Below are 24,878 nucleotides of genomic sequence, written 5' to 3'. Positions count from 1 at the left end.
TGGGATTCCGCGCGGGGCTCTTGCTGGTCCTGGCGTTGGCCTGCGTCCCCGCGTTCGCCGAAGACTGGGTCTACCGGGTCCGCCCGGGCGACACCCTGTGGGATCTGGGCGGCGCCTATCTCAAACCCGGAGTCGACTGGCATCGGCTTCAACAGCATAACCGCATCGCCGATCCCTACCGGCTGGCGCCGGGCACCCGCCTGCGCATTCCCCTGACCTGGCTGCGCCAGCAGCCGGCGCGGGCGCGGGTGGTGGCGTTGATCGGCAAGGCCACCACCGTGACCAGCGCCGGCACCTCGCAAGCAGTGAACGAAGGCATGGAACTGGGAGCAGGCAGCCGCCTGCTGACCGCCGCGGGCGCATCGCTGAGCCTGCAGTTCGCCGATGGCTCCCGCCTGCGCCTGCGCGAGGGCAGCGAACTGGTGCTGGACCGGCTGACCCGCTACGGCCGCACCGGCATGGTCGACACCCGCCTGCGCCTGCAGCGCGGCCACGTCCACAACGAAGTCCGCCATCTGCGTGGTCCGGGTTCCCGCTTCATCGTCGACACGCCCACTGCTTCCTCCGCCGTGCGCGGCACCCGTTTCCGCATCCACAGCGGTGACCAGGGTACCCAGGCGGAGGTGCTGGACGGACGCGTCGCGGTGACCGTCGGGCGTCACGCGACCTTGCTCAAGCCCGGCTTCGGCACGCACGCGCAAACCGGGGGTGGCGATTCGCTGCAGCCGATCGCGCTGCTGCCCGCGCCGGACCTTTCGTCGATCGCCGCGCACCAGGACAGCGTGCGCCCGCAGTTCGCCTGGCCCGCGGTCGCCGGCGCCGCGGGCTATCGTGTCCTGATCAGCCCGCACCCGGATTTCGCGGCGCTCGTCGCCGATCTCGCCAGCGGCACGCCGTCGGTCACCGCCCCGGTGCTGGAGCCGGGCCAGTACCACCTTCGGGTCAGCGCGATTGATGGCGGCGGCCTGGAAGGCCGCGATGCCGACGCCGCGTTCGCCATCGAAGGCCGGCCCGTGCCGCCGTATGCCATCACTCCCTCGGCCGGCGGCCTGGTCCGCCAGAACCGTCCGGCATTGCGCTGGACCCAGGCGCCGGAAGCCCACCGCTACCGCTACGAAGTGGCGGACAACCCCGAGTTCCGCGCCCCGGTCGCACGAGGGGACGAGGTGCGCGGAGAAGCGATCACCGTCGCAGAGCCGTTGCCGCCCGGCGCGTACTATTGGCGGGTGGGCAGCATCGATGCCCAGGGGAAGAAGGGGCCATTTGGAGACGCCATCGAGTTCACGGTCCGCCCGCTGGATCCGATCGACGACATCGATCTGGACAAGGATGGCGCACGCGCCGGAGGCATCAGTTTCAACTGGCGCGCGGGCCAGCCGGGCCAGCGCTACCGCTTCCAGATGTCGCGTTCGCCGTCGTTTGACAAGCTGCGCGTCGACGAGGTCGTCGAACAGCCCGAAATCACCGTGTCCAAGCTGGCCGGCGGAACCTGGTACCTGCGCGCGCAGGCCATCGACACCGACGGGGAAACCGGCGAGTTCGCGCCGGCGCAGAAGGTCAAGCTGCCCTGTCGGCTGTGCCGGATCGGTGCCGGAGCGGGCGCGGTCCTGCTCCTGCTGAGCCTATGATCCCCCCGCCCTCGACCTCCAAGCCCAGGAGCCGCCTGCTGATCGCGCTGGGCGCATCGGCAATCGTGGCCTGCCTGATCCTGACCGGCCTGGTCGCGCGGATGGATCAGTGGCTGTACGACCGGCTCGGCCCGCTGGTCTCGCAGGAAGCGGACAATCGCATCGTCGTCGTCGCCATCGACGAAAAGAGCCTGGGCGAACTGGGTCGCTGGCCGTGGTCGCGGCGCCAGCATGCGCGCCTGATCGACGAACTCGGACGCATCGGCGTGCGTGGCATCGGCCTGGATCTGCTGCTGTCCGAACCGGCGCTGTTCGACCCCGAGGGCGATGCGTTGCTGGCGCGTGCCATGAGTCGCCACGGCAAGGTGGTGTTGCCGGTGCTGGCCGAGGCGACCCAGGCCAACGGGCCGCTGGTGGAACTGCTGCCAATCCCGGAATTCTCCGCATCGGTCGCTTCACTGGGTCACGTGGACCTGGCGGCGGACGACGATGGCGTGGTGCGCAGCGCCTATCTGCGCGCCGGCCAGGGTTCTCCGCGCTGGCCGGCCCTGGCGCTGGCGCTGAGCCAGTTGGATCAGCCGCTGGCCCAGAACGATGATCTGCCCGGCGAACGCCTGTCGGATCAGGACCAGGCCTCGCCGCAGCGCTGGGTGCGCGATCACCGCGTGCTGGTTCCCTACGCCAGTCCTCCGGGCGGATTCGCCCAGGTTTCCTACACCGACGTCATCCACCAGCGCGTGCCGGCCTCGCTGTTGCAGGGACGCTGGGTGCTGGTGGGCACCACCGCGATGGGAATGGGCGACACCGTCAACGTGCCGGGCCAGCGCGGCGGACGCGGACTGACCGGCGTTGAGTACGAGGCCAACGTGCTCAACATGCTGATCCAGGGCACCGCCATCACCCCGATGTCGCTGGGCGCGCAATTGCTGCTGTCGATCCTGCTGGTATCGCTGCCGATGGTGTTGTGCGGCTTCCCGGCGTTCCGCCAGATCTGGCGGCCGGCGCTGGCCACGATTGCCCTGACCTTGCTGCTGTCCCTGCTGCTGCTGCAGTTCGCGCGGCTGTGGTTCCCCGCCTCGGCCACCCTGCTGGTGCTGGCGACCGGCGCGTCGGTATGGGTATACCGCCTGATTCGCCGCACCCAGCGCGCCGCCCAGACCGACCCGTTGACCGGGCTGGCCAACCGCAACAAGTTCAACCATGCGCTGGAACAGGAACTGCGCGCGATCCAGCGCACCCACCTGCCGATGTCGCTGCTGCTGCTGGACATCGATCACTTCAAGCAGCTCAATGACAGCCAGGGACACGCCAGCGGCGACGCGGTGCTGCGGCTGCTGGCGCGCGTGCTGCGCGGACGCGCGCGCCGCCCGCGCGACGTGATCGCGCGATTGGGCGGCGACGAATTCGCGGTGCTGCTGCCGGAAACCTCCGCGCAGGCGGCCGCCACCATCGCCACCACCATCCATGTCGATCTGGCCAATCTCGCCGCCCGCACCGAGCGTGCCCTCGATGCGCCGCCATTCACCGCCAGCATCGGCATCCACACCACCCAGGCCGGCGACAACCTGGATTCGGCGGAAGTGTTCGAACGCGCCGACGCGGCGCTGTACCAGGCCAAGCAGGCCGGTCGCAACCGCAGTGTGAGCCACGCCGCCGCGACGCCCTGACGACCGGCGCACCGGTCGCGAGTGTTTTCAGACGTCCAGTTGCATGCCCGGCCGCGCCAGTTCCGCGGTCACTCCGAAGCGTTCGCCGATTTCGCCGGCCAGCGCCTCGCGCGCGCGGTCCTCGCCATGCACCAGCACCACCGGAGGCGAAGGTTCGAAGCCGCCGTACCACGCCAGCAATCCGGCCTGATCCGCATGCGCGGACAGGCCGCCGATGGTGTGGCACCGCGCATTGACCCGGTGATCGCGACCGTGGATGCGTACCCAGCGCGCGCCATCGACCAGCCGCCGTCCCAGCGTGCCCTCGGCCTGGTAACCGACAAACACCACGTGCGTGCGCTGCCGATCCAGGTTGTGGGCCAGGTGGTGCTGGATGCGACCGCCGTTGGCCATGCCCGAGCCGGCGATGATGATCGCGCCATTGGTGATCTGGTTGATCGCCATCGATTCGGCGGTGCTTTCGGTGATGTGCAGGTTGGGCAGCCGGAACGGATTGGGCGAGCCGCGCCAGACTTCCTGCGCTTCCATGTCGAACAGTTCGTGGTGGCGTCCGTATATCTGCACGACCTTGCCCGCCATCGGACTGTCCAGGAACACGCGCCAGCGCGACAGGTTCCACTCGTCCCAATGGCGCGCGAACCAGTACAGCAGTTCCTGGCTGCGGCCGACCGCGAACGCGGGTATCAGCACATTGCCGCGATCGGCCCAGGCCTGCTCGAGGACATCGCCCAGCTCGCGTACCGTGGCCGGACGATCGCGATGGTTGCGATCGCCATAGGTGGACTCCATCAGCACCAGGTCCGCGTCGCGCACCGGCGAAGGATCGCGCAGGATCGGCGTGCCCTTCTGGCCCAGATCGCCGGAGAACACCAGCTTGCGATCATCGGCCCAGATCTCGACGATGCTGGAACCGAGGATATGGCCGGCATCGCGGAAGGCGATGTCCACGCCCGCCAGGATCGGCTGTCGCTGGTCGTATGCAAGCGGCCGTACCTGCGCCATCGCCGCCTGCACGTCCTCGCGTCCGTACAGCGGCTGGATCTCGGGCTCGCCGTCGCGGCGGCGCCGGTTGGCGCGTTCGGCGTCCGCTTCGGCCAACGAGGCCGAGTCCATCAGCATCACCGGCATCAGTTCGGCGGTGGCCGCCTGCGCATGGATCGGCCCGCGGAATCCGCGCCGCACCAGCAGCGGAATCCGACCGATGTGATCGATGTGGGCATGGCTTACCACCAGCGCGTCCAGCGACGACGGTTCGAACGGGAACGGATCGGCATTGCGGGCCTCGGCCTCGCGGCTGCCCTGGAGCATCCCGCAGTCCAGCAGGATCCGCCTGCCGCCGGCGTGCACCAGATGCATCGAGCCGGTCACCTCGCCGGCCGCGCCATGGAATTCGATCCGCATTCTCGGCTCTCGCAATGTCCGCCCAACCCTAGCATGACCGGCCACCGTGGCCATGACGCCCCGGCAATGGCCGGCCCCGTACCATGACCTTCGACACCCCCCGCCTTTCCGGGCGGGGAGTAGAGTCCGCGCACGTCCGTCTGGACAGACCTATCCCAATGCCCACCCGGGCCGGAGTTGAAAGTGACCTTCCGTAAACCGCAGATGCTTCTCTTGTCCCTGGCCGTCACCGCGGCCCTCGCCGGCTGTTCCAAGCCCAACGAAGCCGCCTCCCCCGACGCCGCCGCCAAGGCCGGCGCCGACAGCGGCGAACTTCAGCTGAAGCTGGACGAGAGCAAGTTGCCGCCGGTGAACCGCTTCCTGGTCTCGGATCTGGACACCAGCAAGAACGCCTGCGCCGATTTCACCGGCTACGCCAACGGCAAGTGGCTGGCCGCCAACGCCATCCCGGGCGATCGCACCAGCTGGGGCGCGTTCGAAATGCTGGATGAGCGTTCCACCGCCGTGCAACGTCAGCTGGCCGAACAGGCCGCCGCGCATGCCAACGCCACCGGCGTGGAGAAGATCGTCGGCGACCTGTGGGCCACCGGCATGGACGAAGCCAAGGTCAACGCCCAGGGCATCGAGCCGATCAAGGCCGATCTGGCCGCGATCGACGGCCTGGCCGGCAAGGAAGCGATTGTCGAATACCTGAGCGCCAATGCCGCCAAGGGCCGCAACTTCCTGTTCGGCTTCGGCGGCGAAGCCGATTTCAAGGATTCCTCGATGGTGCTGGCCTACGCCTCCCAGGGCGGCCTGGGCCTGCCGGATCCGGAGTACTACACCAACGCCGAGAACAAGGAAAAGCTGCAGGCGTACGAGGCCCACATCGCCAAGGTGCTGGAACTGTCCGGCGTGGCCGTCGCCGACGCCGCCAAGCAGGCCAAGGACGTGGTCGCGTTCGAAACCCGCCTGGCGAAAGCGTCCAAGACCAGCGAGGAACTCTCGCGCGACGTCTCGCTGTACTACAACCCGGTCACCCTGGCCGACGCCGACAAGCTGACCCCGAATTTCTCCTGGACCCGGTTCTTCGAATCGCAGGGCGTGAAGGCGGACAAGTTCTCGCTGGCGATGCCGGGCTTCCACCAGGAAGTGAGCAAGATGCTGGGCGACACCGACCCGGCGATCTGGCGCGCCTACCTGCGCTTCCACACCGTCGACGGCGCCTCGCCGTACCTGAGCGACGCCTTCGCCAACGAGAACTTCAACTTCTACGCCAAGACCCTGCGCGGGCAGAAGGAAATCAAGCCGCGCTGGAAGCGCGTGCTCGACACCGTGGAAGGCGAGGCCGGCGAAGCGCTGGGCCAGATGTACGTGAAGGTCGCCTTCCCGGCCGAGTCCAAGGCCAAGATGGAAACCCTGGTCGGCAACCTGCGCACCGCGCTGAAGACCCGCCTGGAAAACCTGCCGTGGATGAGCGCGGAGACCAAGCAGAAGGCCATCGCCAAGTGGGAAACCTTCACCCCGAAGATCGGCTATCCCGACAAGTGGCGCGAGTGGACCGGCCTGGCCACCAGCCGCGACAGCTACATCGGCAACGTGCTGGCCGCGCAGGAATTCAACTACAAGTGGAACCTCGGCAAGATCGGCAAGCCCGTGGACAAGACCGAATGGGGCATGCCGCCGCAGATGGTCAACGCCTACTACAACCCGCTGCAGAACGAGATCGTGTTCCCGGCCGCCATCCTGCAGCCGCCGTTCTTCGATCCCAATGCCTCGGATGAAATGAACTACGGCGGCATCGGCGCGGTGATCGGCCACGAGATGATCCACGGCTACGACGATCAGGGCTCGCGCTTCGGGCCGACCGGCAACATGGAAGTGTGGTGGACCGACGGCGACGCCAAGGCGTTCTCCGGCCTCACCGGCAAGCTGGTCAACCAGTTCAACGGCTACACCACCGAAGGCGGCGGCAAGGTCAACGGCAGCCTGACCCTGGGCGAGAACATCGCCGACCTGGGCGGCCTGGCGACCGCGTACGAAGCGATGAAGAAGGCCACCGAGGCCACCCCGGATCCGAAGACCGACGGGCTGACCCGCGACCAGCGCTTCTTCCTGAACTGGGCCACGGTGTGGCGTCGCAATTTCACCCCGGAAGAACTGACCGTGCGCCTGAAGACCGACCCGCACGCGCCGGCCAACTTCCGCGCCATCGGTGCCCCGTCCAACCTGCCGGCGTTCGCCGCGGCGTTCCAGTGCAAGGCCGGCGACGCCATGGTCCGCGACGGCGACAAGCAGGTGGTGATCTGGTAATCCGGACTACGTCCGGCGGTACCCTCGAAGGCCCGGGAATTCCCGGGCCTTCCTCGTTTCCGGACCTGCCCTGGAAGTGTGCGCCGCGTTCAGGGAGTGCCAGCCCTGCTTGCTAGAATCCGCCAACTCCAACACCCCGGATTCCCTGATGTCGAAGACCCGCGCCGCCCTTGGCCATCCCTCCCTGCTCGCCTTCGCCCTGGTCGCCGCGCTGGGCATCCCGCAGGCCGAAGCCGCCAAGAAGAAGGCGCCGCGCGCTCCCGCCGTCAGCCCCGCCTGCAGCGATTTCTATGCCCATGCCAATGCCGACTGGCTGAAGGCCAACGCCACGCCGGGCACCAGCGCGTTGGGCCAGCTGCGCGAGCGCGCGGAACAGCAGCAGCGCGACCTGCTGCAGGCGGCGATGCAGTCGCCGCAGGGACACGTGCAGAAGCTGCTCGGCGACTTCTGGGCCAGTGGCCTGGACGAAGCCGCGGTGGAAGCCGACGGCGCCAAGCCGATCGCGCCGCTGCTGGATCGCATCAACGCCATCAAGAAGGCCAAGGACGTCGCGCCGGCGATCGCGGCGCTGCACCAGGTCGGCATTCCGGTCGCCTTCAATTTCAGCCCCGACGTGGACCTGCGTGCGCTGGATCGCCACATCGGCTACTTCATGCAGGGTGGCCTGGGCCTGCCGGATCCCGCCTACTACACCCGCAATGACGCCGACACCAAACAGGTGATGGATCGCTATCGCGCCTACGTGAAGCAGATCCTCGCCCTCACCGGCACCGCGCAGAATCGCCTGGACGCCGACACGCAGGCGGTGCTGGATATGGAAACCCGCCTGGCGCAGGTTTCCAAGCCGCTGCTGGACCTGCGCAATCCGCTGTCCAACTTCGCCCCGGTCACCACCAAGGAACTGGGCAAGCAATACCGCAACCTGCAGATCGATGCCTTCCTCAAGGCCCAGGGCGTCAGCGACGACACCGTGTCGATCGCCGATCCGGCGCTGTTCAAGCAGATCGACACGCTGGTCGCCAGCCTCAAGCCGGACCAGTGGAAGGCCTACCTGCGCTGGCGCGTCGGCGATGCCATGGCCCCGTACCTGGCCAAGTCGTTCCGCGACGCCGAATTCGAGTTCCGCGGCAAGGTCCTGCGCGGGGAGACCACGCCGCCGGCCCGCTGGCAGCAGGTGCTGGGCGCAATCAACCTGGCCGCCGGCCCGATGCTGGGCAAGGAGTACGCCGAGCGTTACCTGCCCAGGTCCAGCGACCAGCAGGCCGAGGCGATCGCCGCCCAGGTCCGCGACGCGCTGGGCCGCGCGGTCGAACGCGCCACCTGGCTCAGCGATGGCGCCAAGGCCGAAGCCAAGGCCAAGCTGGGCAAGCTCAAGATCGAAGTCGGCACGCCGCACCGCGACGTCGATTACAGCGTGCAGCCGATGGGCCGCGGCAGCTTCGGCGGCAACATGCTGATCGCCTCGACCTGGCGCCATCGCGAGGAGATGAAGCGGATCGGCAAGGGCAATGCGGATCGCCGCTGGGACGTGCTGCCGCAGCAGCCCGCGCTGGCCTACGACCTGGCCCAGAACCGCCTGATCGTCACCGCCGCGGTGCTGCAGGCACCGGTGTTCGATCCGCAGCGCGATGCCGCCGGCCAGTACGGCGCCTACGGCGCGCTGGTGGGTCACGAGCTCAGCCGCGGCTTCGACAACAAGGGCCGCATGGTCGACGCCAAGGGCGAACTGCGCGACTGGTGGACCGCCTCCGAGCTGACCGCCTGGAACGCCATCGGCGCGAAGATCGCGGCGCAGTACGACGCGTTCGCCTATCCCGAACTGAAGAACGTCAAGGTCAACGGCAAGCTGGTCCAGGACGAGGCATTGGCCGACCTGGCCGGTGTCGAACTGGCGTGGGATGCCTTCATCACCGCCGAGCCGCAGGCCGCCGTCCCCGCCAAGCAGTCGTTCTACACCGCCTGGGCGCAGTTGTGGGCGCAACGCATGGACGCCGCCGAGGCCGCCCAGCGCGCCGCCACCGACGTGCGTGCGCCGGGCGTCTGGCGCACCAACGCGCCGCTGTCCAACCAGGCGACATTCGGCCAGGCCTTCAGCTGCAAGCCGGGCCAGCCGATGCAGCGCAAGGACGCGGATCTGATCGGCAAGTGGCGCTGAAACGGCGGGCCGGAAAAGCCAACAAAAAACGGCGCGGAAACGCGCCGTTTTTCTTTGTGCGGCTTCCTCCCCGGGAGGAGTGCCGTCCGTTCGGATCGATTACTTGACGATCCGCATCCTCGGCCCCGGCGGCCGGCGCTTGCCGAACGGCGGCTGCCCGCGCCAGTAGCGGATCATCAGCCAGCCGAAAATCATGCCGCCGAGATGGGCGAAATGACCTATACCGGCTTTCGTTCCGGTGATTCCAAAGAACAGTGCCAAAGCACCGTAGATGATCACCAGCGTGCGGGCGCGGATCTCCATCGGAATCGGAAACACGATCATGCGCTGGTTGGGGAACAACATGCCGTAACCCAGCAGCACGCCGAACACGGCGCCGGAAGCGCCCATTGAATAGATGTTGGGACCACCGCTGGCCAGCACCCACGAACTCACCAGTAACTGGCACAGGTTGGCGCCAATCAGGCAGACGAAGTAATAGGTGATGAAGCGCTTCTCACCCCAGGTGGCTTCCAGCGGCGAGCCGAACATCCACAGGGCCAGCATGTTGAAGAACAGATGGCCGGGGCTGCCATGCATGAAGCCGCTGGTGAGCAGTTGCCACAGCATGAAACCACCGTCACGGGGACCCACACCCGTGAAGTCGATGGGCCACTGGACAAACAAATCGGTGACCGCCGCCCCCAGAACCTGTTGGAATAGAAACACCACCACATTGGCGATCAGCAGCGCGCGGGTAACCGGCAGCACGGGAGGGAACATGGCTCGCATCCTTCGGGAACGGGCCCATGATAACCGCTGGGTTTCAGCCGCCCGGCGGTCCCCACAACGCCTCGTCCAGCGTGCGTGCAGCTTTCACTCCGCGCACCCGCCCCTGCTCGACCCTCACGCCTTCGGCACGCAGCCGCTGGCTCTGTTCGCGGTAGCCCTTCGAACCCTCGGGAAACGCGATGCGGCCGTCCGAACGCAGGACCCGATGCCAGGGCAGCCGCGCGTCGTCGTTGTTGCTGAGGATGCGCGCCACCAGCCGCGCCCGGCCCGGCAGCCCCGCGCGACGCGCGACCTCGCCATAACCGGCCACCTGGCCGCGCGGAATCGCGCGGATGGCCGCGAGGATCTTCGCTTCAGGCGTGGCTTCCGCCATGCGGGGCGTTCCGGTCGGTGAATGCCGGAAGTGTGGCGCGTGCCCCGCCCGCTGGCTACCCCGGCCACCGCAAACCGGCCTACCATACGGTTCTGGAATTTCCCGAGTCCGTCACGCCATGAAGAATTTCGAACAGATCCGCAGCCACCTGACCACCTCCGGCTACCGGGTGTCGGTGCAGGAACCCTATGTGGCCTGCGTGGAACTGTCGCTGGACAGCGGTAGCCGGCACCAGGCCATCTTCCTGTCCGAACTGAGCAACGACGACGAGCGCAGCTACCTGCGGGTCAGCACGGTCATCGCGCCGATCACCGGCGTCGACGCCCGCCGCGCGCTCGGCTTCAACTGGCACAGCAGCGTCGGCTACCTCGCCATCGGCGAACTCGACGGCGTGCCGTACCTGCAACTATGCGAAAACCGCCCCTACGACGGCCTGACCCCGGCCGAAGTCGACCGCCTGGTGCTGGAAATCGGCGGCCTGGGCGATCGCATGGAACGCGCGCTTTCCGCCGAAGGGGATTTGCTCTGAAGGCGGGGGTTGGGGATTCGGGATTGGGGATTCGTTGAAGCCGATCCCGGCGTTGGAACATCAGGACCGGGATTCACCCAGCGGGACCCGGGATCGGAACGCGATCAGGTCGCAGGCAACACGCCTTCGCTCCTGCCAATCCCGAATCCCCAATCCCTAATCCCGGCCCCTCATCAGGCCCACCCAATCGCCTGCAGCAACTTCAACAGGCCATAGGCGATGCCGCCGGCTGCGGGGATGGTCAGGATCCAGGCCCAGATGATCCGCTCGACCACGCTGAACTTCAGCGCGCGCGGGTTCTTGGCGAAGCCAACGCCCATGATGGCGGTGGAGATGCTGTGGGTGGTGGAGACCGGCATGCCGAAATGCGCGGCCACGGTCAGGATGGTGGCCGAGCTGGTTTCCGCGGCGAAGCCGTTGATCGGATGCAGCTTGACCATCTTGTGGCCGAGGGTCTTGATGATCTTCCAGCCGCCCGAGGCGGTGCCCAGTGCCATCACCACCGCGCAGGTCAGCACGATCCAGGTCGCGATGTCCTGCTCGCCGGCGCTGCCCGGATGCAGGAACGCAAGCCAGTCCGGCAGGTCGTTCAGCGCGCCCGAGGCCTCGGCGCCGAACAGGGTCAGCGCGATGATGCCCATGGTCTTCTGCGCGTCGTTGTGGCCGTGCGCGTAGCCCATGTAGGCCGCGGAAATGATCTGCGCCTTGCCGAAGAACTTGTTGACGAAGTTCGGACGGGCCAGCCGGCGCAGCCAGCCCGTCGCCCGCGAGAGCAGCGCGATCAGGCCCCACAGCAGCAGCATCACGCCGATGCCGAGCAGGAAGCCGGCGATCGGCGAGCTGATCATCGGCACCACCACCTTCCACAGGATGCCCTTGTTCTTGGTCCAGTCGCCGACCGCTTCGGACCAGATCAGCGCGCCCCAGTCGTTGTGGGCCGCGGCCAGCGCGGCGCCGCACAGGCCGCCGATCAGCGCATGCGAGGAGGAGGACGGCAGGCCCTTCCACCAGGTGATGAGGTTCCAGACGATGCCGCCCAGCAGCGCGCACAGGATCACCTGCGAGGTGACCTCGACCACGCCGGTGTCGATCAGGCCGGAGGCAATCGTCTTGGCGACCGCGGTGCCGGTCAACGCGCCCACCAGGTTCATGATCGCCGCCAGCATCACCGCCTGTCCGGGCGAGAGCACCTTGGTGGCGACCACGGTGGCGATGGAATTGGCGGTGTCGTGGAAGCCGTTGATGAACTCGAACACGAGCGCGGCCAGGATCACCACCAGGACCAGGGTCAGCATGGGCCGGTCCTCAGCTGTTCTTCAGCACGATCTGGTAGGCCACCACGCCGGCTTCGCGGCAGCGGTCGATGGCCTTTTCCAGGATCTCGAAGAACTCCTTGAGCAGGAACATCTGCAGGTGGTCCAGGCGACCGGAATAGATGTCGCGGTACAGCTCCAGCATCAGCCGGTCGGCCTCGTTCTCGATCGCGCGCAGCTTCTCGTTGAGCGCGGTCATGCGATCGATGTTCATCTTCTTCAGTTCGTGGACCATCTCCACCACCACCGCGGCGGCCTGCTCCAGCATCGCCGCGCGCGGCGCGAAGTCGATGCCTTCCAGGTGCTGCAGGGCCAGCGAGTAGCGATCGGCGAACTTCTCGATCTGCTTGGGAATCTTGTACAGGGCCGAACCCAGCGCCTCGATGTCCTCGCGCTCGATCGGGGTGATGAAACTGTCCACCAGCGCCTGGCTGATCTTGTCCGAGGTGGCGCGCTCGCGCAGGCGGGCCAGCTTGAAGGCGTCCAGCGCCGGCTGGCGGTCGCTTTCCTTCATCATGGCGTGGAGGGCCTTGGCGCTGTCCAGGGCGGCCTGGGAAGCCTCTTCGAGCAGGGTGTAGAACTGCTGGCCGGAGCCGAAAATGGTCTGCAGCGAGAACATCGGGGAAATCCCGCCGTCACGGGGCGGACGGCTTTAGGGGCGGAATTATGACCGTTTAGTGACCGTCCTGGCGACGGCCAGGCCCCATCCCGACCCTGGAAAGCCCCCTCTGCGGCCCTCCGGTCCGGGTTTGGTACACTCCTCCGGCACCCGAGGGTGCACCCTATGGAAGACGACCCTACCTCCCCCTCGCACTGTCGCCCGCGATACGCATCCCCGGCGGCGCCCTCTCCGGCCATGACGGAGGGCCGCCGTGCTTGAACTGCTGATCGTCATCGCCCTGATCATCCTGAACGCCTTCTTCGCCCTGTCGGAGATGGCGCTGATGACCTCGCGCAAGCTCAAGCTCAAGCAGATGGCCCAGGAAAGCCGCGGGGCACGCGTGGCCCTGCACCTGGCCGAGCACCCGGACAACCTGCTGTCCACGGTCCAGATCGGCATCACCCTGATCGGCATCCTGGCCGGCGTGTTCGGCGGCGACGCCATCGGCGCGATCATCGCCGGCTGGCTGGCCGAGCTGGTGCCGGGCATCCAGCAGTACGCCCGCCCGATCGGCATCGGTACCGCGGTCACCCTGATCACCGCCGGCTCGGTCATCTTCGGCGAACTGATTCCCAAGCGGCTGGCGCTGACCAATGCCGAGGCCATCGCGTCGATGGTGGCCATCCCGCTGGACTGGCTGTCGCGCATCGCCCGCCCGGTGGTGTTCGTGCTGGGCGCGATCAACCGCGCCGTGCTACGCATGCTCGGCATCCGCGACGACAACCGCGGCGCGGTGACCGAGGAGGAAATCCGCCTGCTGGTGACCGAGAGCCACGAGCAGGGCGTGATCGACGTCGACGAGCGCAACATGATGAACCGGGTCATGCGCCTGGGCGATCGCACCGCCGACAGCCTGATGACCCCGCGCAAGAAGATCGTCTGGCTGGATACCGCCGCCGACTACCAGGAAAACCTCGAGGTCATGCGCGAATCCCAGTTCTCGCGCTTCCCGGTCTATCGCGCCGGCGACCAGGACGTGGTCGGCGTGCTGGAGGTCAAGTCGCTGCTGGACCGCTTCGCCGACAAGTCGCCCGAGATTTTCCGCAACCTGCGCGAGCCGCTGTTCGTGTCCGAATCGACCCATGCGATGAAGCTGCTGGAGATTTTCCGCGAGGAACAGCAGTCGCTGGCGCTGGTGGTGGACGAATACGGCGAAATCCAGGGCCTGGTGACCATCAGCGACCTGATGGGCGCGGTGGTGGGACGCCTGCAGTCCGCGGAGAACAACGAGGACGCCGCGCTGGTGGTCGTGCGCGACGACGGTTCGCTGCTGGTGGACGGCTCGCTGCCCAACGATGACCTGCGCGAACTGCTGGGCGTGACCCTGCCCGACGATGACGAGTACAACACCATCGCCGGCCTGGTGATCGAACGCTTCGGCCGCATCCCGCACGTGGGCGAATCCTTCCAGCTGGACGGCTGGCGTTTCGAGGTCGTGGACCTCGACGGCGCGCGCGTCGACAAGCTGCTGCTGCAGCGCTTGCCGGAGGAAACCGGCGAAGACGCGGCGGCCTGACCCCATGGATTCCACCTCATCCCACCCGCCCCACGCGGGGACCCGCGCCCTGCTGGACGATTTCGCGCTCGGCGATCCCAACCAGGTCCTGCAACTGGGCGATCTGCTGTCCGGTTTCGGCCAGAGCGCGTTCGGCCTGCTGCTGTTCATCGGCGTGCTGCCCGCATTCATTCCCATCCCGGGCGTCGGCGGCGCCATCGGCGGTCCGCTGGTGATCCTGGTCGGCGTGCAGTTGCTGGTCGGCCTCTCCCGGCTGTGGCTGCCCGGCTTCATCGCCCGGCGCGGTCCGCACCGCAGTGCGCTGATCACCTTCCGCAGCCTGCTCTCGCCCTGGCTGGCACGGCTGGAAAAACTGATCCGCCCGCGCCTGCACGCGGTGCTCGATCACAAGCTGGCGCTCTCCTTCACCGGCCTGCTGCTGATCCTGCTGGGATTGCTGCTGGCCCTGCCGATTCCGTTCACCAACTACGTGTTCGGCGTGCTGTTGCTGCTGTTCGCGCTGGCCCTGCTGGAACGCGATGGCGCGTTGATGCTGGTGGCCTGGGTGGCGGGCGGGACCGCGGTGATCGTGTTCGGCTTCCTGTCCGGCCACTTGGTCGCCGCCACCACCGAATTCCTCGGCCGCTGGTTTTCCTGATCCGCGTGAGCCTGTTGTAGGAGCGACGTCAGTCGCGACCGTCAACCCGATTCGGCCATGAAAGCCGGATACCGTTCCATACGGACAGGTGCAAGCGCACGGTCGCGACCCACGTCGCTCCTACAGGAGAATCGATCCGGGTTGCTCAAGCAATGAGCTGGGCGAACTCGGCAGCCGTGACCGGGTAGCCCAGCCAATAGCCCTGGGCCAGATCGCAGCCGCGTTCGCGCAGGATGTTGAACTGGCCTTCCTTCTCCACGCCTTCGGCCACCACCGTGATGCCCAGCGAATGGGCCATGGCGATGATCGCGCTGGTCAGGGCCAGATCGTCCGGATCGCGCAGCATGTCGGCGATGAAGCTGCGATCGATCTTCACGCCGTCGACCGGTACCCGGCGCAGGTGGCTCAGTCCGGAGAAGCCGGTGCCGAAATCGTCCAGCCAGACCTTCACCCCGGTGCGGTGCAGGGTCGCCAGCAGCGCACTGGCGTGCGCCTCGTCGGCGATCACCGCGGTCTCGGTCAGTTCCAGGTGCAGCCGCGAGGAAGCCAGCCCGGTTTCGCGCAGGCATTCGGCCACGACCTCCGGCAGATCGCCACTGCGCAACTGGCGCGGCGAGACGTTGACCGACACGAACAGCTGATCCATCGGATCCCGATCCGCGCTCCAGCGCGCGGCCGCCGTGCACGCCGCGCGCAGAACGCGCGGGCCGATGCTCTCGATCAGGCCGCTCTGCTCGGCCACGTCGATGAACACCGAGGGCGCCACCATCCCCAGCTCCGGGTGCTGCCAGCGCAGCAGCGCCTCGGCGCCGACGATGCGGCTGTCGGACAGCCGGAACACCGGCTGGTACAGCAGGCTGAGTTCGCCGCGCTCCCAGGCGCCGCGCAGTTCCTGCTCCATCCGCACCCGCCGCTCCACCGCCTGATCCATCGCCCGGCTGTAGAAGCGGTAGCAGTTCTTGCCGGCCACCTTGGCCTGGTACATGGCGATGTCGCCGTTCTTCATCAGCGCGGTGGCGCCGGAGGCGTCCTCGGGGAACAGGGTGATGCCGATCGACGTGCCCAGGAATACCTGTCGATCCTGGATCACCAGCGGCCGGCCCAGCTCGGTCACCAACTGTTCGGCCAGCCGGGTCGCCACCGAACGCACGTCGCCGTCCTGGATCAGGATGACGAACTCGTCGCCGCCGAAGCGTGCCAGCATCGCGTCGTCGCCGCCCAGTTGCTCGACCGCCTCGCGGATGCGGTTGGCGAACTGCTGCAGCACCTCGTCACCGGCCTCGTGGCCGAGGGTATCGTTGACCCTCTTGAAGTCGTCGATGTCGGCGAACAGCAGCGCCAACTGGCGGCCGGCGCCGCGCAGCATCATCAGCCGGTGATCCAGGCTCTCGCGGAACGCCAGCCGATTGGTCAGGCCGGTCAGCGAATCGGTGTAGGCCATGCGCCGCACGTCGCGATCGTGGCGGGCGATGCTGTCGCTCATGCTGCTGAAGGCGCGCACCAGTTCGCCGACCTCGTCGTTGCGGTGGCTGACCGGGCGTTCGCCGTTGTAGTTGCCCACTTCGATGGCGTGCGCGGCTTCGGCCAGTTGCCGGATCGGACGCACCAGGGTGCGCTGGGCGTAGACCATGATGGCCACGCAGGCCACCACCAGCGCGGCCAACAGCGCCCACACCCAGATCAGGTGGCGGTGTCCCAGTTCCTCCAGCCGTGTACGCGCCGCGGCGACGGCGCGATCCTCGTGTCCGCGCACCGAATCCAGCGAGTAGCCCACCCGCACCCCGCCGATGCGCTGGTTGCCGATCATGATCGGCTCCGAGATATCGACGATCTGCGGCGACCACTGGGTATGCAGTTCCGGCGTGCTGATCGCCTCGTAGGCCAGCGGGTCGCTCATCTGCTGCCCGTAGACCGCGATTTCCTCGGAACCGTCGTGGATGATCCGCCCCTGCGGGTCGTAGACCAGCACATAGCTGACGTCCGGCTCTTTCTGCGCGGAGCGGACCAGCGTGCCGATGGTGTCCAGATCGAAGTAGTACAGCGGATTGGCCAGGGCGTCGGCCAGTTGCTCGACGGTGGCGCCGCCGTGCCGGCGCAGGCTGTCCTCGGCCATGCCGTGCATGGCCTCGCGGGCCACGCCCGCCACTTCCTGCTGCATCGCCTTCTGCCGGTGCAGCAGGGTCGCCAGCAACCCGATGACCACCGCCAGCATGATGGCCATGGCGGTGAGGAAGCGCGCTTCCAGGCCAAAACGTAGGTTGTTCTTCATTCGACCTGCTCGCGCACGCGGCCCACGCCCTGCCGCAGGTGCTCCAGCGCACGCCGCGAGTCGGGATCCACCGGCAGGAAGGCGGTGGTGCGGAAGAACAGCCGCATCGCCTCGCGCGCCTGCGGATCTTCGGCGGCCTGCAGCAGCACCTCGCGCAGGCGCGCCTCGACCGCCGGCTCCAGATCGCCACGCACCATCTCCAGCGCGCGCGGATACTCGGGGGTTTCGTGGATGATGCGGAAGTCGTTGCGGAACGAGGGCGGGATGCGGCGGGCGTCGTTCCAGTCCAGGCTGCTCACCACGCCGGCATCGACCAGGCGCTTGTGGACCCAGGCCGCGATGTTCAGTTCGGTGCGGGCGAACACATAGCCGACCGAATCCGGGGCCGGCCGATCCATCGGCGACAGCAGGATCTCCAGCCGCTGGCCGGCATCCAGCAATTCCACCGCCGGCGCGAAATAGGCGCTGGTGGAAGCGGTGTTCTGGAACGCGATCGCCTTGCCCTTCAGGTCCTGCAGGTTCTCCAGCCCGCTGTCGCGGCGCACGAAGAACACGCCGTGGTAGCGCCCCACCCCGCCACGCTCGGTCAGCACCAGCGGCTTTGCGCCGGCCCGGTCCTGCAACCGCATCGCGGTGCCGGCGGTTTCGGTCACCCAGTCCACCCGGCCCCGGCGCAGGTAGCTGATCATCTGCTGGGTGTCGCGCGCCATCAGGATGCGGCCCTCGGTGATGCCGACATCGCGCATGCGCGGGATCACGTAGTCCAGCAGCGGCTTGAGCTGTTCGTAGTGGGCCTTGGGATCATCGCTGATGCGGCCCAGGACAAGCACGTGATCATCGCCACCGGCGGCATCGGCCGGCGCCACGGCACCCGGCAGGAGGAACGCCCCGATCAGCGTCAGGACGAATGCGAACCGGGACGTAGGCAACGAGGAGAATCCTTCGAAAAGGTGGTGGGAGCCTAGCCGAAATTGTGACTTTGGGACAGTAGATTACGTGCGTCCGTCGGCCAAACGGGCCATCCGCTGGGCGTCCGCCAGCACGCCCCGCAACAGCCTCACCTCCTGTTCGCTCAGGTCCGCGCGCAGGAACAGGCGACGCAGTTTGCGCATCGCCGAATCCGGCGTGCGGCCCTTGTGGAAATCGATCTCGTCCAGGGTCTGCCCCAACTGGGCGAAGAAGCCTTCCAGTTGCGCGTGGCTGGCCGGCGCGTCGTCGGGGTGGCGGCTTTCCGGCGCCGGCGACGAGGCCTGCCCGCGCAATGCCAGGCGCAGCTCATACGCCAGCACCTGCACGGCGGCGGCCAGGTTCAGGGAGCTGTACTCGGGATTGGCCGGAATGTGGACGGCGGCGTGGCACAGCTGCAGTTCCTCGTTGGTCAGGCCGGTGCGTTCGCGGCCGAACACCAGCGCCACCTCGCCTTGCGCGGCCATCGTCACCGCCTGGGCGGCGGCCTGGCGCGGCTCGAATTCCTCCAGTTGCACCCGGCGGCTGCGGGCGGTGCAGCCCAGCACGTAGCGGCAGTCGGCCACCCCTTCGGCCAGGGTGGCGACCACCCGGGCATCGGCCAGCAGATCGTCGGCCCCGGCGGCGCGGCGGCTGGCCTCCTCGGCCGGGAACTGTTCGGGGGCGACCAATACCAGCCGGGCCAGCCCCATGGTCTTGAGGGCGCGCGCGGCGGCGCCGATGTTGCCGGGATGCTGGGTGCCGACCAGCACGATGCGCAGCCGGTCGGACGCGGGGAGCGGGAATTCGGGAGTGTTCATGGGCGCAGATGTTAAACTGTGCGCGCCGGCCCCTGCGCCGCGCCGTTCTTTTCCACCGTCCATACCGCCCCCTGCCTGTTCCGAGGTCCGAAGCCATGCAGAAACCCGCCGTCACCGTCATGGTCAAAGCCGCCCGACTGGCAGGCAACGTCCTGTTGCGCAGCATCAACAAGCTGGACGCGCTGAACGTGGTGCAGAAGGACCGGATGGACTACGCCAGCGAAGTGGACGCCGATGCCGAGAAGGTCATCGTCAAGGAACTCCGCCGCGCCTATCCCGATTACGCCGTGGTCGGCGAGGAAGGCGGCATCCAGGGCCAGAGCCGCTACACCTGGGTCATCGACCCGCTCGACGGCACCAGCAACTACCTGCGCGGCTTCCCGCACTATTGCGTGTCGATCGCGCTGGTCGAAAACGGCGAGCCCACCGACGCGGTGATCTTCGATCCCCTGCGCAACGACCTGTTCACCGCCAGCCGCGGCGCCGGCGCCCAGCTCAACGAGCGCAAGATCCGGGTGGCCGATCGCAAGGATCTGGCCGGCACCGTCATCAGCACCGGCTTCCCGCCGCGCGAGCGCGCCCGTGCCGGCGCCCAGCTCGAATGCGTGCGCGAACTGCTGGTCCAGGCCGAGGACGTCCGCCGCACCGGTTCGGCCGCGCTCGATCTGGCCTACGTGGCCTGTGGCCGCCTGGATGCCTACTTCGAAGCCGGCGTGAAGGACTGGGACATCGCCGCCGGCGTGCTGCTGGTGCGCGAGGCCGGCGGCCGCATCTGCGACTTCCGCGGCGCGGCCACCCCGCGCATGGACGGGCGTGGCCCGGCCTCCCGCCAGATCGTCGCCGGCAACATCAAGGTGGCCGAAGCCCTGCAGAAGACCATCGTCAGCTCCGGCTACGCCGCCAGCTTCGACCCGCCCAAGGGCTGATGCGGTAGAGCCGGGCTTGCTCGGCTTCGCCTTGCCCGGATGAACATCAGCGGAGCAAGCTCCGCTCTACAAAAAAAAAGGCCGCGCGATGCGCGGCCTTTTTCTTGTAGCTGGACAGGGAAACTATCGAATCCCGAATCCCCACTCCCGAATCTCGGCCCTCAGGCGAATCTCGGCCCTCAGGGCCTCCGCGCCAGCGCCGCCTCGTCCTTGGCCTTGGGCATCAGATCCTGCTTGGTGACCTTCATGAAGCCCATCGTCAGCAGCGGGCAAGCGATGAAGATCGAGGAGATGGTGCCGATCACGATGCCGATCATCTGCGAGATCGCCATGCCTTCCAGCGAACCGCCGCCGTAGATGTACAGCGCCAGCACGGTCAGGAACGCCACGAACGAGGTGATGATGGTGCGCGACAGGGTCTGGTTGACCGAACGATTCAGCACCTCGACCGGATCCACGCGCAGCGAGCGGAAATTCTCGCGCACGCGGTCGAACACCACGATGGTGTCGTTGATCGAGAAACCCATCACCGACAGCAGGCCCGCCAGCACGGTCAGGTCGAACTCCCGCCCGGTCAGGGCGAAGAAGCCGGCGCAGATCAGCACGTCGTGCAGGGTGGTGAAGATCGCCGCCAGCGCGAATTTCCATTCGAACCGGAACGCGATGTAGATCAGGAAGCCGACCACCACGAAGATCAGCGCGTACAGGCCGTTCATGGCCAGTTCCTTGCCGACCTGCGGGCTGACGATTTCGCTGCGCAGCTTGGTCGCCGGGTTCTCCGCCGAGGACGCCAGCTTCACCACCTCGGTGGCGGTGCGGTTGGCGGCTTCCGAATCGGTCTGGCCTTCGCGCGGCTGCAGGCGGACCAGCAGATCCCGGCCGCTGCCGAAGGTCTGGACCTGCGCGCCCTGGTAACCGGAGGTTTCCAGGCGCTCGCGCACGCCATCCACGTCCGGCGGGTTGTCGAAGCGCAGTTCCACCATGATGCCGCCGGTGAAATCGAGCGCGTAGTTGAAGCCCTTGAATGCCATGGCGCCGACGGCGACCACCGCGAGGATCAGGGCGACCGCCAGCGACACCCAGCGCAGGCGCATGAAGTCGATGTTGGTGTCGTTGGGAACGAGATGCAGCGGAAAGAGTTTCATGGTTCGGTTGCTCTCGTCAGATGGCCAGCGACTTCAGCTTGCGGCGGCGGCCGTAGATCAGCGTGGCCAGCGCGCGCGACACGGTCACGGCGGTGAACACGGAGGTCAGGATGCCGACGATCATGGTGACGGCGAAGCCCTTCAGCGGGCCGGTGCCAAAGGCGAACAGCGCCACGCCGGCCAGCAGCGCGGTCATGTTCGAGTCGAAGATGGTGCCGGAGGCCTTGTCGTAGCCGGTGGCGATGGACGCCAGCGGTGGCACCCCCGCCCTCAATTCCTCGCGTATGCGTTCGTTGATCAGCACGTTCGCGTCCACCGACATGCCGATCGACAGCGCCAGGCCGGCGAAGCCCGGCAGCGTCATGGTGGCGCCGAACAGCGACATCACCGCCACCACCATCACCAGGTTGAGCAGCAGCGCGATGCAGGTCAGCAGACCGAACACCCGGTAATAGACAAGGAAGAAAGCCAGTGCGAACAGGAACGAGAACATCACCGCCTTGGTGCCGCGCTCGACGTTCTCCTTGCCGAGGCTGGGACCGACCACACGCTCGTTGATGAAGTCCATCGGCGCGGCCAGCGAGCCGGCGCGCAGCAGCTTGGCCAGGCCGTCGGCCTCGGTCTTTTCCAGGCCGGTGGTGATGAAGTTCTTGCCGAACACGCCATTGATGTTGGCCACCGAGATCACTTCTTCCTTGATCCGGGTGCTGCGCACTTCCTCGCCGTTGACGATATCCACCTGCGGGATGCGCTCGATGTAGACCACCGCCATCGGCTTGTTCACGTTGGCGCTGGTGAAGTCGAACATGCGCTGGCCGCCGATGTTGTTCAGCGTGACGTTGACCGCCGGCAGGCCGTTCTGGTCGGTCGAGGTCTGCGCGCCGACCATCTGGTCGCCGGACACGATCACGCGCTTGTTCAGCAGGATCGGGATCGGCTTGCCATCGGGGCCCAGCTCGCGGCGGTAGTACACCCGCGCCTCCGGCGGCACGTTGCCGCTGGCGACCGCGTCGTAGGCGTTGCCGTCGACCGCTGCGCGGTACTCCAGGGTGGCGGTCGCACCGATCATGCGCTTGGCCTCGGCGGTGTCCTGCACGCCCGGCAGCTGCACGACCACGCGATCGTTGCCCTGGCGCTGGATGATCGGCTCGGCCACGCCCAGCTCGTTCACGCGGTTGCGCAGGGTGGTGATGTTCTGCTCGATGGCGCTGCCGGCGATCTGGTTCAGTTCGCTCTCCGGCAGGACGATGGTGATGCGCTCGCCTTCCACGTCATAGGTCAGGGCGCCGCCGCCCGCCAGCCCGGCGCCGCCGGCATTGGACGAGGCGACCAGGGTCTTGGCCAGCAGGTCGCGCGCCTTGTTGGCGTCCTCGCCCGGGGCCAGGGCGATGGCGATGCTGTTGTCCGGACGGCGTTCTACCGACTGGTACTTGATGCGGTTGTCGCGCAGGGTCAGGCGGGCGTCCTCGACGTAGGCGTCGACGCGCTTGTCCAGCGCGGCCTTCTGGTCGACCTGCAACTCGAAGTGCACGCCGCCCTGCAAATCCAGGCCCTGCACCATCGGGCGGGCGCCGAACCGGCTGAGCCAGTCCGGGACCGTCGAGGCCAGGTTCAGCGCCACCACGTAGTTCTCGCCCAACGCGCCGCGAAGGACGTCGTTGGCCTTGGTCTGCGCATCCAGGCCCGGCAGGCGGACCAGCAGGCTCTTGCCATCCTGGTCGTCCAGCGCCTTGGTGGCCACGCCGGCCTCCTTGAGGCTGGCCTCGACCTTCTGCCGCAACGCCGCGTCCACCGCGTATCCGCGGTTCGGGGTGATCTGTACCGAGGGATCCTGCGGGTAGATGTTGGGCAGGGCGTAGAACACGCTCAGCGCAACGACCAGCAGGATGACGACGTATTTCCAGCGAGGGAATTCAAGCATTGCGGCAACCCGCGCACACCCGTCCCGGGTGCGCGCTCAACGATGGTCGGAAGGGAAAATCAGGCGGACTTCAGGGTGCCCTTGGGCAGGACATTGCCCACGGCGGCCTTCTGCACGCGCACCCGCACGTTGTCGGCCACTTCGATGGTGATGAAGTTGTCGCCGATGTCGGTGATGGTGCCGGCGATGCCACCGGTGGTGATGACCTCGTCGCCGCGCGAGAGCTTTTCCAGCATGGCCCGATGTTCCTTCGCACGCTTCATCTGCGGGCGGATCATCAGGAAGTACATGATGGCAATCAGGATGATCGGCATCAGCAGGCCGAAACCACCCAGGCCACCCTGGGGAGCGCCGGCGGCCTGTGCATGCGCCGGGGCGATCAGAAAATCGAGCAGATTCATGGAGTTATCCGTTCTTATGCGAAAGCAGCCGGGAATTATGCCACGCGGCAGGCATCCCCGTCCCGGCGCCGCGCCGGACCCGGCGGGCTTCGCCGGGACGGTGTGAAGACCGTCCCGGCCCGGAAAGGTTCCGCATCACCCTGTAGAGCGGAGCTTGCCCCGCTGCTCTCCCCTCACCCGGGCATCCCGCCCAGCCGAGCAAGCTCGGCTCTACATGCTGGTGGTTACCGCCGGAGCGCACTTGCCGATAGGCAAGCTCGGCGCACCCGCGTAGAGCGGAGCTTGCTCCGCTGCTCTTCCCCCCTCACCCGCCAAGCCGAGCAAGCTCGGCTCTACGCGATCGCGGTTACCGGGGGGCTTCCGCCCCGCGGGCGGCATAGAACGCCTGGCGGAAGTCGCCGAAGCGGCCCTGTTCGATGGCGGCGCGGATGTCGGCCATCAGTTTTTCGTAGTACCAGAGGTTGTGCAGGGTACCGAGCATCGGCGCCAGCATCTCGTTGCAGCGGTCCAGGTGGCGCAGGTACGAGCGGGTGAAGCCGTTGCGGCAGGCATGGCAGCCGCAGCCCGGCTCGATCGGCTGCATGTCCTTCTCGTACTTGGCGTTGCGGATGCGCACGGTGCCGAACGAGGTGAAATAGTGGCCGTTGCGGGCGTTGCGGGTCGGCATCACGCAATCGAACATGTCCACCCCGCGCGCCACGCCCTCCACCAGGTCCTCCGGCCGGCCCACGCCCATCAGGTAGCGCGGGCGGTCCTGCGGCAGGATCGGATGCATGTGTTCGAGGATGCGGTTGCGCTCCTCCTCCGGCTCGCCGACCGCCAGCCCGCCGATGGCGTAACCATCGAAACCAATCGCCTGCAGCCCCGCCGCGGAACGCTCGCGCAACGGCTCGTGCACGCCGCCCTGGACGATGCCGAACAGCGCCGCGTCGTTGCCCTCGTGCGCGCGCTTGCTGCGCTCGGCCCAGCGCAGGCTCAGTTCCATCGACTTGCGCGCGACTTCCTCGGTGGCCGGATACGGCGTGCACTCGTCGAAGATCATCACGATGTCCGAGTCCAGCACCTTCTGGATGCGCATGCTCTCCTCGGGACCGAGGAACACCTTGCTGCCATCCACCGGCGAGGCGAAGGTCACGCCCTGTTCGGTGATCTTGCGGCGGTGCGCCAGCGAGAACACCTGGAAGCCGCCGGAGTCGGTGAGGATGGGCCGGTTCCAGCGCGCGAAGCCGTGCAGGCCGCCGTGCTGGGCGATGACCTCCAGGCCCGGGCGCAGGTAGAGGTGGAAGGTATTGCCGAGGATGATCTCCGCGCCCAGCGCCTCGATCTGGTCCGGCAGGATGCCCTTGACCGAGCCATACGTCCCCACCGGCATGAAGGCCGGTGTCTCCACCGTGCCGCGCGGAAAGGTCAGGCGGCCGCGGCGGGCGTTGCCGTCGGTGGTGTCGAGCTGGAACTGGAGTCGGGACATGGGAGGGCTGGACTGGAAGAAGGAAAGCCGGATTGCAAT

General features: G+C 67.4%; 20 protein-coding genes. 8 read left to right on the top strand and 12 right to left on the bottom strand.

The genetic code is table 11. The features are described 5' to 3' along the window. Positions 1–20: 20 nt before the first annotated feature. Complete coding sequence (locus IQ458_RS00275; protein WP_203321556.1) at positions 21–1,628, top strand: FecR domain-containing protein; 1,608 nt, start codon at positions 21–23, stop codon at positions 1,626–1,628. Continuing rightward, positions 1,625–3,295: a CHASE2 domain-containing protein gene (locus IQ458_RS00270; protein ID WP_192197511.1), complete on the top strand. Its 1,671-nt coding sequence runs from the start codon at positions 1,625–1,627 to the stop codon at positions 3,293–3,295. The genes IQ458_RS00275 and IQ458_RS00270 overlap by 4 nt, the downstream gene beginning before the upstream one ends. A gap of 27 nt (positions 3,296–3,322) precedes the next feature. Here the strand turns inward: IQ458_RS00270 and IQ458_RS00265 are convergent, their stop codons facing one another. Beyond that, positions 3,323–4,696 (bottom strand): MBL fold metallo-hydrolase RNA specificity domain-containing protein, encoded by a 1,374-nt coding sequence (locus IQ458_RS00265; RefSeq protein WP_203321555.1) that lies wholly within the window; start codon positions 4,694–4,696, stop codon positions 3,323–3,325. 204 nt (positions 4,697–4,900) lie between these two features. On the opposite strand from IQ458_RS00265, the gene IQ458_RS00260 reads away from it, so the two are divergent. Together IQ458_RS00260 and IQ458_RS00255 are read left to right on the top strand one after the other, a co-directional pair. After that, on the top strand, positions 4,901–6,988 hold the full coding sequence (locus tag IQ458_RS00260; protein ID WP_203321554.1) for a M13 family metallopeptidase: 2,088 nt from the start codon (positions 4,901–4,903) through the stop codon (positions 6,986–6,988). 148 nt (positions 6,989–7,136) lie between these two features. Continuing rightward, on the top strand, positions 7,137–9,143 hold the full coding sequence (locus IQ458_RS00255) for a M13 family metallopeptidase (RefSeq protein ID WP_203321553.1): 2,007 nt from the start codon (positions 7,137–7,139) through the stop codon (positions 9,141–9,143). A 99-nt stretch (positions 9,144–9,242) separates the two neighbouring features. Here IQ458_RS00255 and IQ458_RS00250 read toward each other — a convergent pair whose 3' ends face one another. Further along, on the bottom strand, positions 9,243–9,905 hold the full coding sequence (locus tag IQ458_RS00250) for a rhomboid family intramembrane serine protease (protein ID WP_203321552.1): 663 nt from the start codon (positions 9,903–9,905) through the stop codon (positions 9,243–9,245). A gap of 43 nt (positions 9,906–9,948) precedes the next feature. Beyond that, entirely contained in the window at positions 9,949–10,287 is a 339-nt protein-coding gene (locus IQ458_RS00245) for an MGMT family protein (RefSeq protein WP_183643315.1), read from the bottom strand. A gap of 118 nt (positions 10,288–10,405) precedes the next feature. On the opposite strand from IQ458_RS00245, the gene IQ458_RS00240 reads away from it, so the two are divergent. Next, a complete protein-coding gene (locus tag IQ458_RS00240; protein WP_141453614.1) occupies positions 10,406–10,816 on the top strand; it encodes a hypothetical protein in 411 nt (136 codons plus the stop codon). 173 nt (positions 10,817–10,989) lie between these two features. Here the strand turns inward: IQ458_RS00240 and IQ458_RS00235 are convergent, their stop codons facing one another. Together IQ458_RS00235 and IQ458_RS00230 are read right to left on the bottom strand one after the other, a co-directional pair. Continuing rightward, positions 10,990–12,111 (bottom strand): inorganic phosphate transporter, encoded by a 1,122-nt coding sequence (locus IQ458_RS00235; protein WP_183643318.1) that lies wholly within the window; start codon positions 12,109–12,111, stop codon positions 10,990–10,992. 10 nt (positions 12,112–12,121) lie between these two features. Then, positions 12,122–12,748 carry a DUF47 domain-containing protein gene (locus IQ458_RS00230; RefSeq protein WP_183643321.1) on the bottom strand — a complete coding sequence of 209 codons (627 nt, stop codon included), beginning with the start codon at positions 12,746–12,748 and terminating at the stop codon, positions 12,122–12,124. Positions 12,749–13,001: 253 nt separating this feature from the next. Between IQ458_RS00230 and IQ458_RS00225 the strand changes: the two genes are divergently transcribed. Both IQ458_RS00225 and IQ458_RS00220 read left to right on the top strand, forming a co-directional pair. Beyond that, positions 13,002–14,306 carry a hemolysin family protein gene (locus IQ458_RS00225; RefSeq protein ID WP_203321551.1) on the top strand — a complete coding sequence of 435 codons (1,305 nt, stop codon included), beginning with the start codon at positions 13,002–13,004 and terminating at the stop codon, positions 14,304–14,306. Positions 14,307–14,310: 4 nt separating this feature from the next. After that, entirely contained in the window at positions 14,311–14,943 is a 633-nt protein-coding gene (locus IQ458_RS00220) for an exopolysaccharide biosynthesis protein (protein WP_183643327.1), read from the top strand. A gap of 145 nt (positions 14,944–15,088) precedes the next feature. Here IQ458_RS00220 and IQ458_RS00215 read toward each other — a convergent pair whose 3' ends face one another. The 3 genes from IQ458_RS00215 to IQ458_RS00205 all read right to left on the bottom strand — a co-directional run bounded on the left by IQ458_RS00215 (position 15,089) and on the right by IQ458_RS00205 (position 18,978). After that, positions 15,089–17,212, bottom strand: a complete 2,124-nt coding sequence (locus IQ458_RS00215; RefSeq protein WP_192197502.1) for a putative bifunctional diguanylate cyclase/phosphodiesterase — start codon at positions 17,210–17,212, stop codon at positions 15,089–15,091. After that, a complete protein-coding gene (locus IQ458_RS00210; protein WP_425504619.1) occupies positions 17,209–18,141 on the bottom strand; it encodes a phosphate/phosphite/phosphonate ABC transporter substrate-binding protein in 933 nt (310 codons plus the stop codon). The genes IQ458_RS00215 and IQ458_RS00210 overlap by 4 nt, the downstream gene beginning before the upstream one ends. Before the next feature lie 63 nt (positions 18,142–18,204). Beyond that, the gene (locus IQ458_RS00205) at positions 18,205–18,978 is read right to left on the bottom strand and encodes an RNA methyltransferase (protein WP_203321550.1); all 774 of its coding nucleotides are present in this window, start codon (positions 18,976–18,978) and stop codon (positions 18,205–18,207) included. A gap of 95 nt (positions 18,979–19,073) precedes the next feature. On the opposite strand from IQ458_RS00205, the gene IQ458_RS00200 reads away from it, so the two are divergent. Further along, positions 19,074–19,904, top strand: a complete 831-nt coding sequence (locus IQ458_RS00200) for an inositol monophosphatase family protein (RefSeq protein ID WP_183643337.1) — start codon at positions 19,074–19,076, stop codon at positions 19,902–19,904. Between the two features lie 179 nt (positions 19,905–20,083). On the opposite strand, the gene secF is transcribed toward IQ458_RS00200, so the two are convergent. The 4 genes from secF to tgt all read right to left on the bottom strand — a co-directional run bounded on the left by secF (position 20,084) and on the right by tgt (position 24,839). Continuing rightward, positions 20,084–21,049: a protein translocase subunit SecF gene (gene secF, locus IQ458_RS00195; RefSeq protein ID WP_183643340.1), complete on the bottom strand. Its 966-nt coding sequence runs from the start codon at positions 21,047–21,049 to the stop codon at positions 20,084–20,086. Positions 21,050–21,065: 16 nt separating this feature from the next. Then, a complete protein-coding gene (gene secD / locus IQ458_RS00190) occupies positions 21,066–22,970 on the bottom strand; it encodes a protein translocase subunit SecD (RefSeq protein ID WP_183643343.1) in 1,905 nt (634 codons plus the stop codon). 59 nt (positions 22,971–23,029) lie between these two features. Continuing rightward, entirely contained in the window at positions 23,030–23,371 is a 342-nt protein-coding gene (yajC, locus tag IQ458_RS00185) for a preprotein translocase subunit YajC (RefSeq protein ID WP_183643346.1), read from the bottom strand. 346 nt (positions 23,372–23,717) lie between these two features. Then, positions 23,718–24,839: a tRNA guanosine(34) transglycosylase Tgt gene (gene tgt, locus IQ458_RS00180; RefSeq protein ID WP_192197500.1), complete on the bottom strand. Its 1,122-nt coding sequence runs from the start codon at positions 24,837–24,839 to the stop codon at positions 23,718–23,720. Between the last annotated feature and the right edge of the window lie 39 nt (positions 24,840–24,878).

Origin of the sequence: Pseudoxanthomonas beigongshangi (assembly GCF_016820515.1) — a bacterium.
GTDB lineage: Bacteria > Pseudomonadota > Gammaproteobacteria > Xanthomonadales > Xanthomonadaceae > Pseudoxanthomonas_A > Pseudoxanthomonas_A beigongshangi.
The sequence above is the reverse complement of the archived record's forward strand: the minus strand, read 5'-3'. Positions and strand labels throughout refer to the sequence as shown.

Bases quoted from the DNA above. Each gene is read 5' to 3' on its own strand.
- IQ458_RS00270 (WP_192197511.1), top strand. From the start codon at position 1,625: ATGATCCCCCCGCCCTCGACCTCCAAGCCCAGGAGCCGCCTGCTGATC.
- IQ458_RS00265 (WP_203321555.1), bottom strand. From the start codon at position 4,696: ATGCGGATCGAATTCCATGGCGCGGCCGGCGAGGTGACCGGCTCGATG.
- IQ458_RS00260 (WP_203321554.1), top strand. From the start codon at position 4,901: ATGCTTCTCTTGTCCCTGGCCGTCACCGCGGCCCTCGCCGGCTGTTCC.
- IQ458_RS00255 (WP_203321553.1), top strand. From the start codon at position 7,137: ATGTCGAAGACCCGCGCCGCCCTTGGCCATCCCTCCCTGCTCGCCTTC.
- IQ458_RS00250 (WP_203321552.1), bottom strand. From the start codon at position 9,905: ATGTTCCCTCCCGTGCTGCCGGTTACCCGCGCGCTGCTGATCGCCAAT.
- IQ458_RS00245 (WP_183643315.1), bottom strand. From the start codon at position 10,287: ATGGCGGAAGCCACGCCTGAAGCGAAGATCCTCGCGGCCATCCGCGCG.
- IQ458_RS00240 (WP_141453614.1), top strand. From the start codon at position 10,406: ATGAAGAATTTCGAACAGATCCGCAGCCACCTGACCACCTCCGGCTAC.
- IQ458_RS00235 (WP_183643318.1), bottom strand. From the start codon at position 12,111: ATGCTGACCCTGGTCCTGGTGGTGATCCTGGCCGCGCTCGTGTTCGAG.
- IQ458_RS00230 (WP_183643321.1), bottom strand. From the start codon at position 12,748: ATGTTCTCGCTGCAGACCATTTTCGGCTCCGGCCAGCAGTTCTACACC.
- IQ458_RS00220 (WP_183643327.1), top strand. From the start codon at position 14,311: ATGGATTCCACCTCATCCCACCCGCCCCACGCGGGGACCCGCGCCCTG.
- IQ458_RS00215 (WP_192197502.1), bottom strand. From the start codon at position 17,212: ATGAAGAACAACCTACGTTTTGGCCTGGAAGCGCGCTTCCTCACCGCC.
- IQ458_RS00205 (WP_203321550.1), bottom strand. From the start codon at position 18,978: ATGAACACTCCCGAATTCCCGCTCCCCGCGTCCGACCGGCTGCGCATC.
- IQ458_RS00200 (WP_183643337.1), top strand. From the start codon at position 19,074: ATGCAGAAACCCGCCGTCACCGTCATGGTCAAAGCCGCCCGACTGGCA.
- secF (WP_183643340.1), bottom strand. From the start codon at position 21,049: ATGAAACTCTTTCCGCTGCATCTCGTTCCCAACGACACCAACATCGAC.
- secD (WP_183643343.1), bottom strand. From the start codon at position 22,970: ATGCTTGAATTCCCTCGCTGGAAATACGTCGTCATCCTGCTGGTCGTT.
- yajC (WP_183643346.1), bottom strand. From the start codon at position 23,371: ATGAATCTGCTCGATTTTCTGATCGCCCCGGCGCATGCACAGGCCGCC.
- tgt (WP_192197500.1), bottom strand. From the start codon at position 24,839: ATGTCCCGACTCCAGTTCCAGCTCGACACCACCGACGGCAACGCCCGC.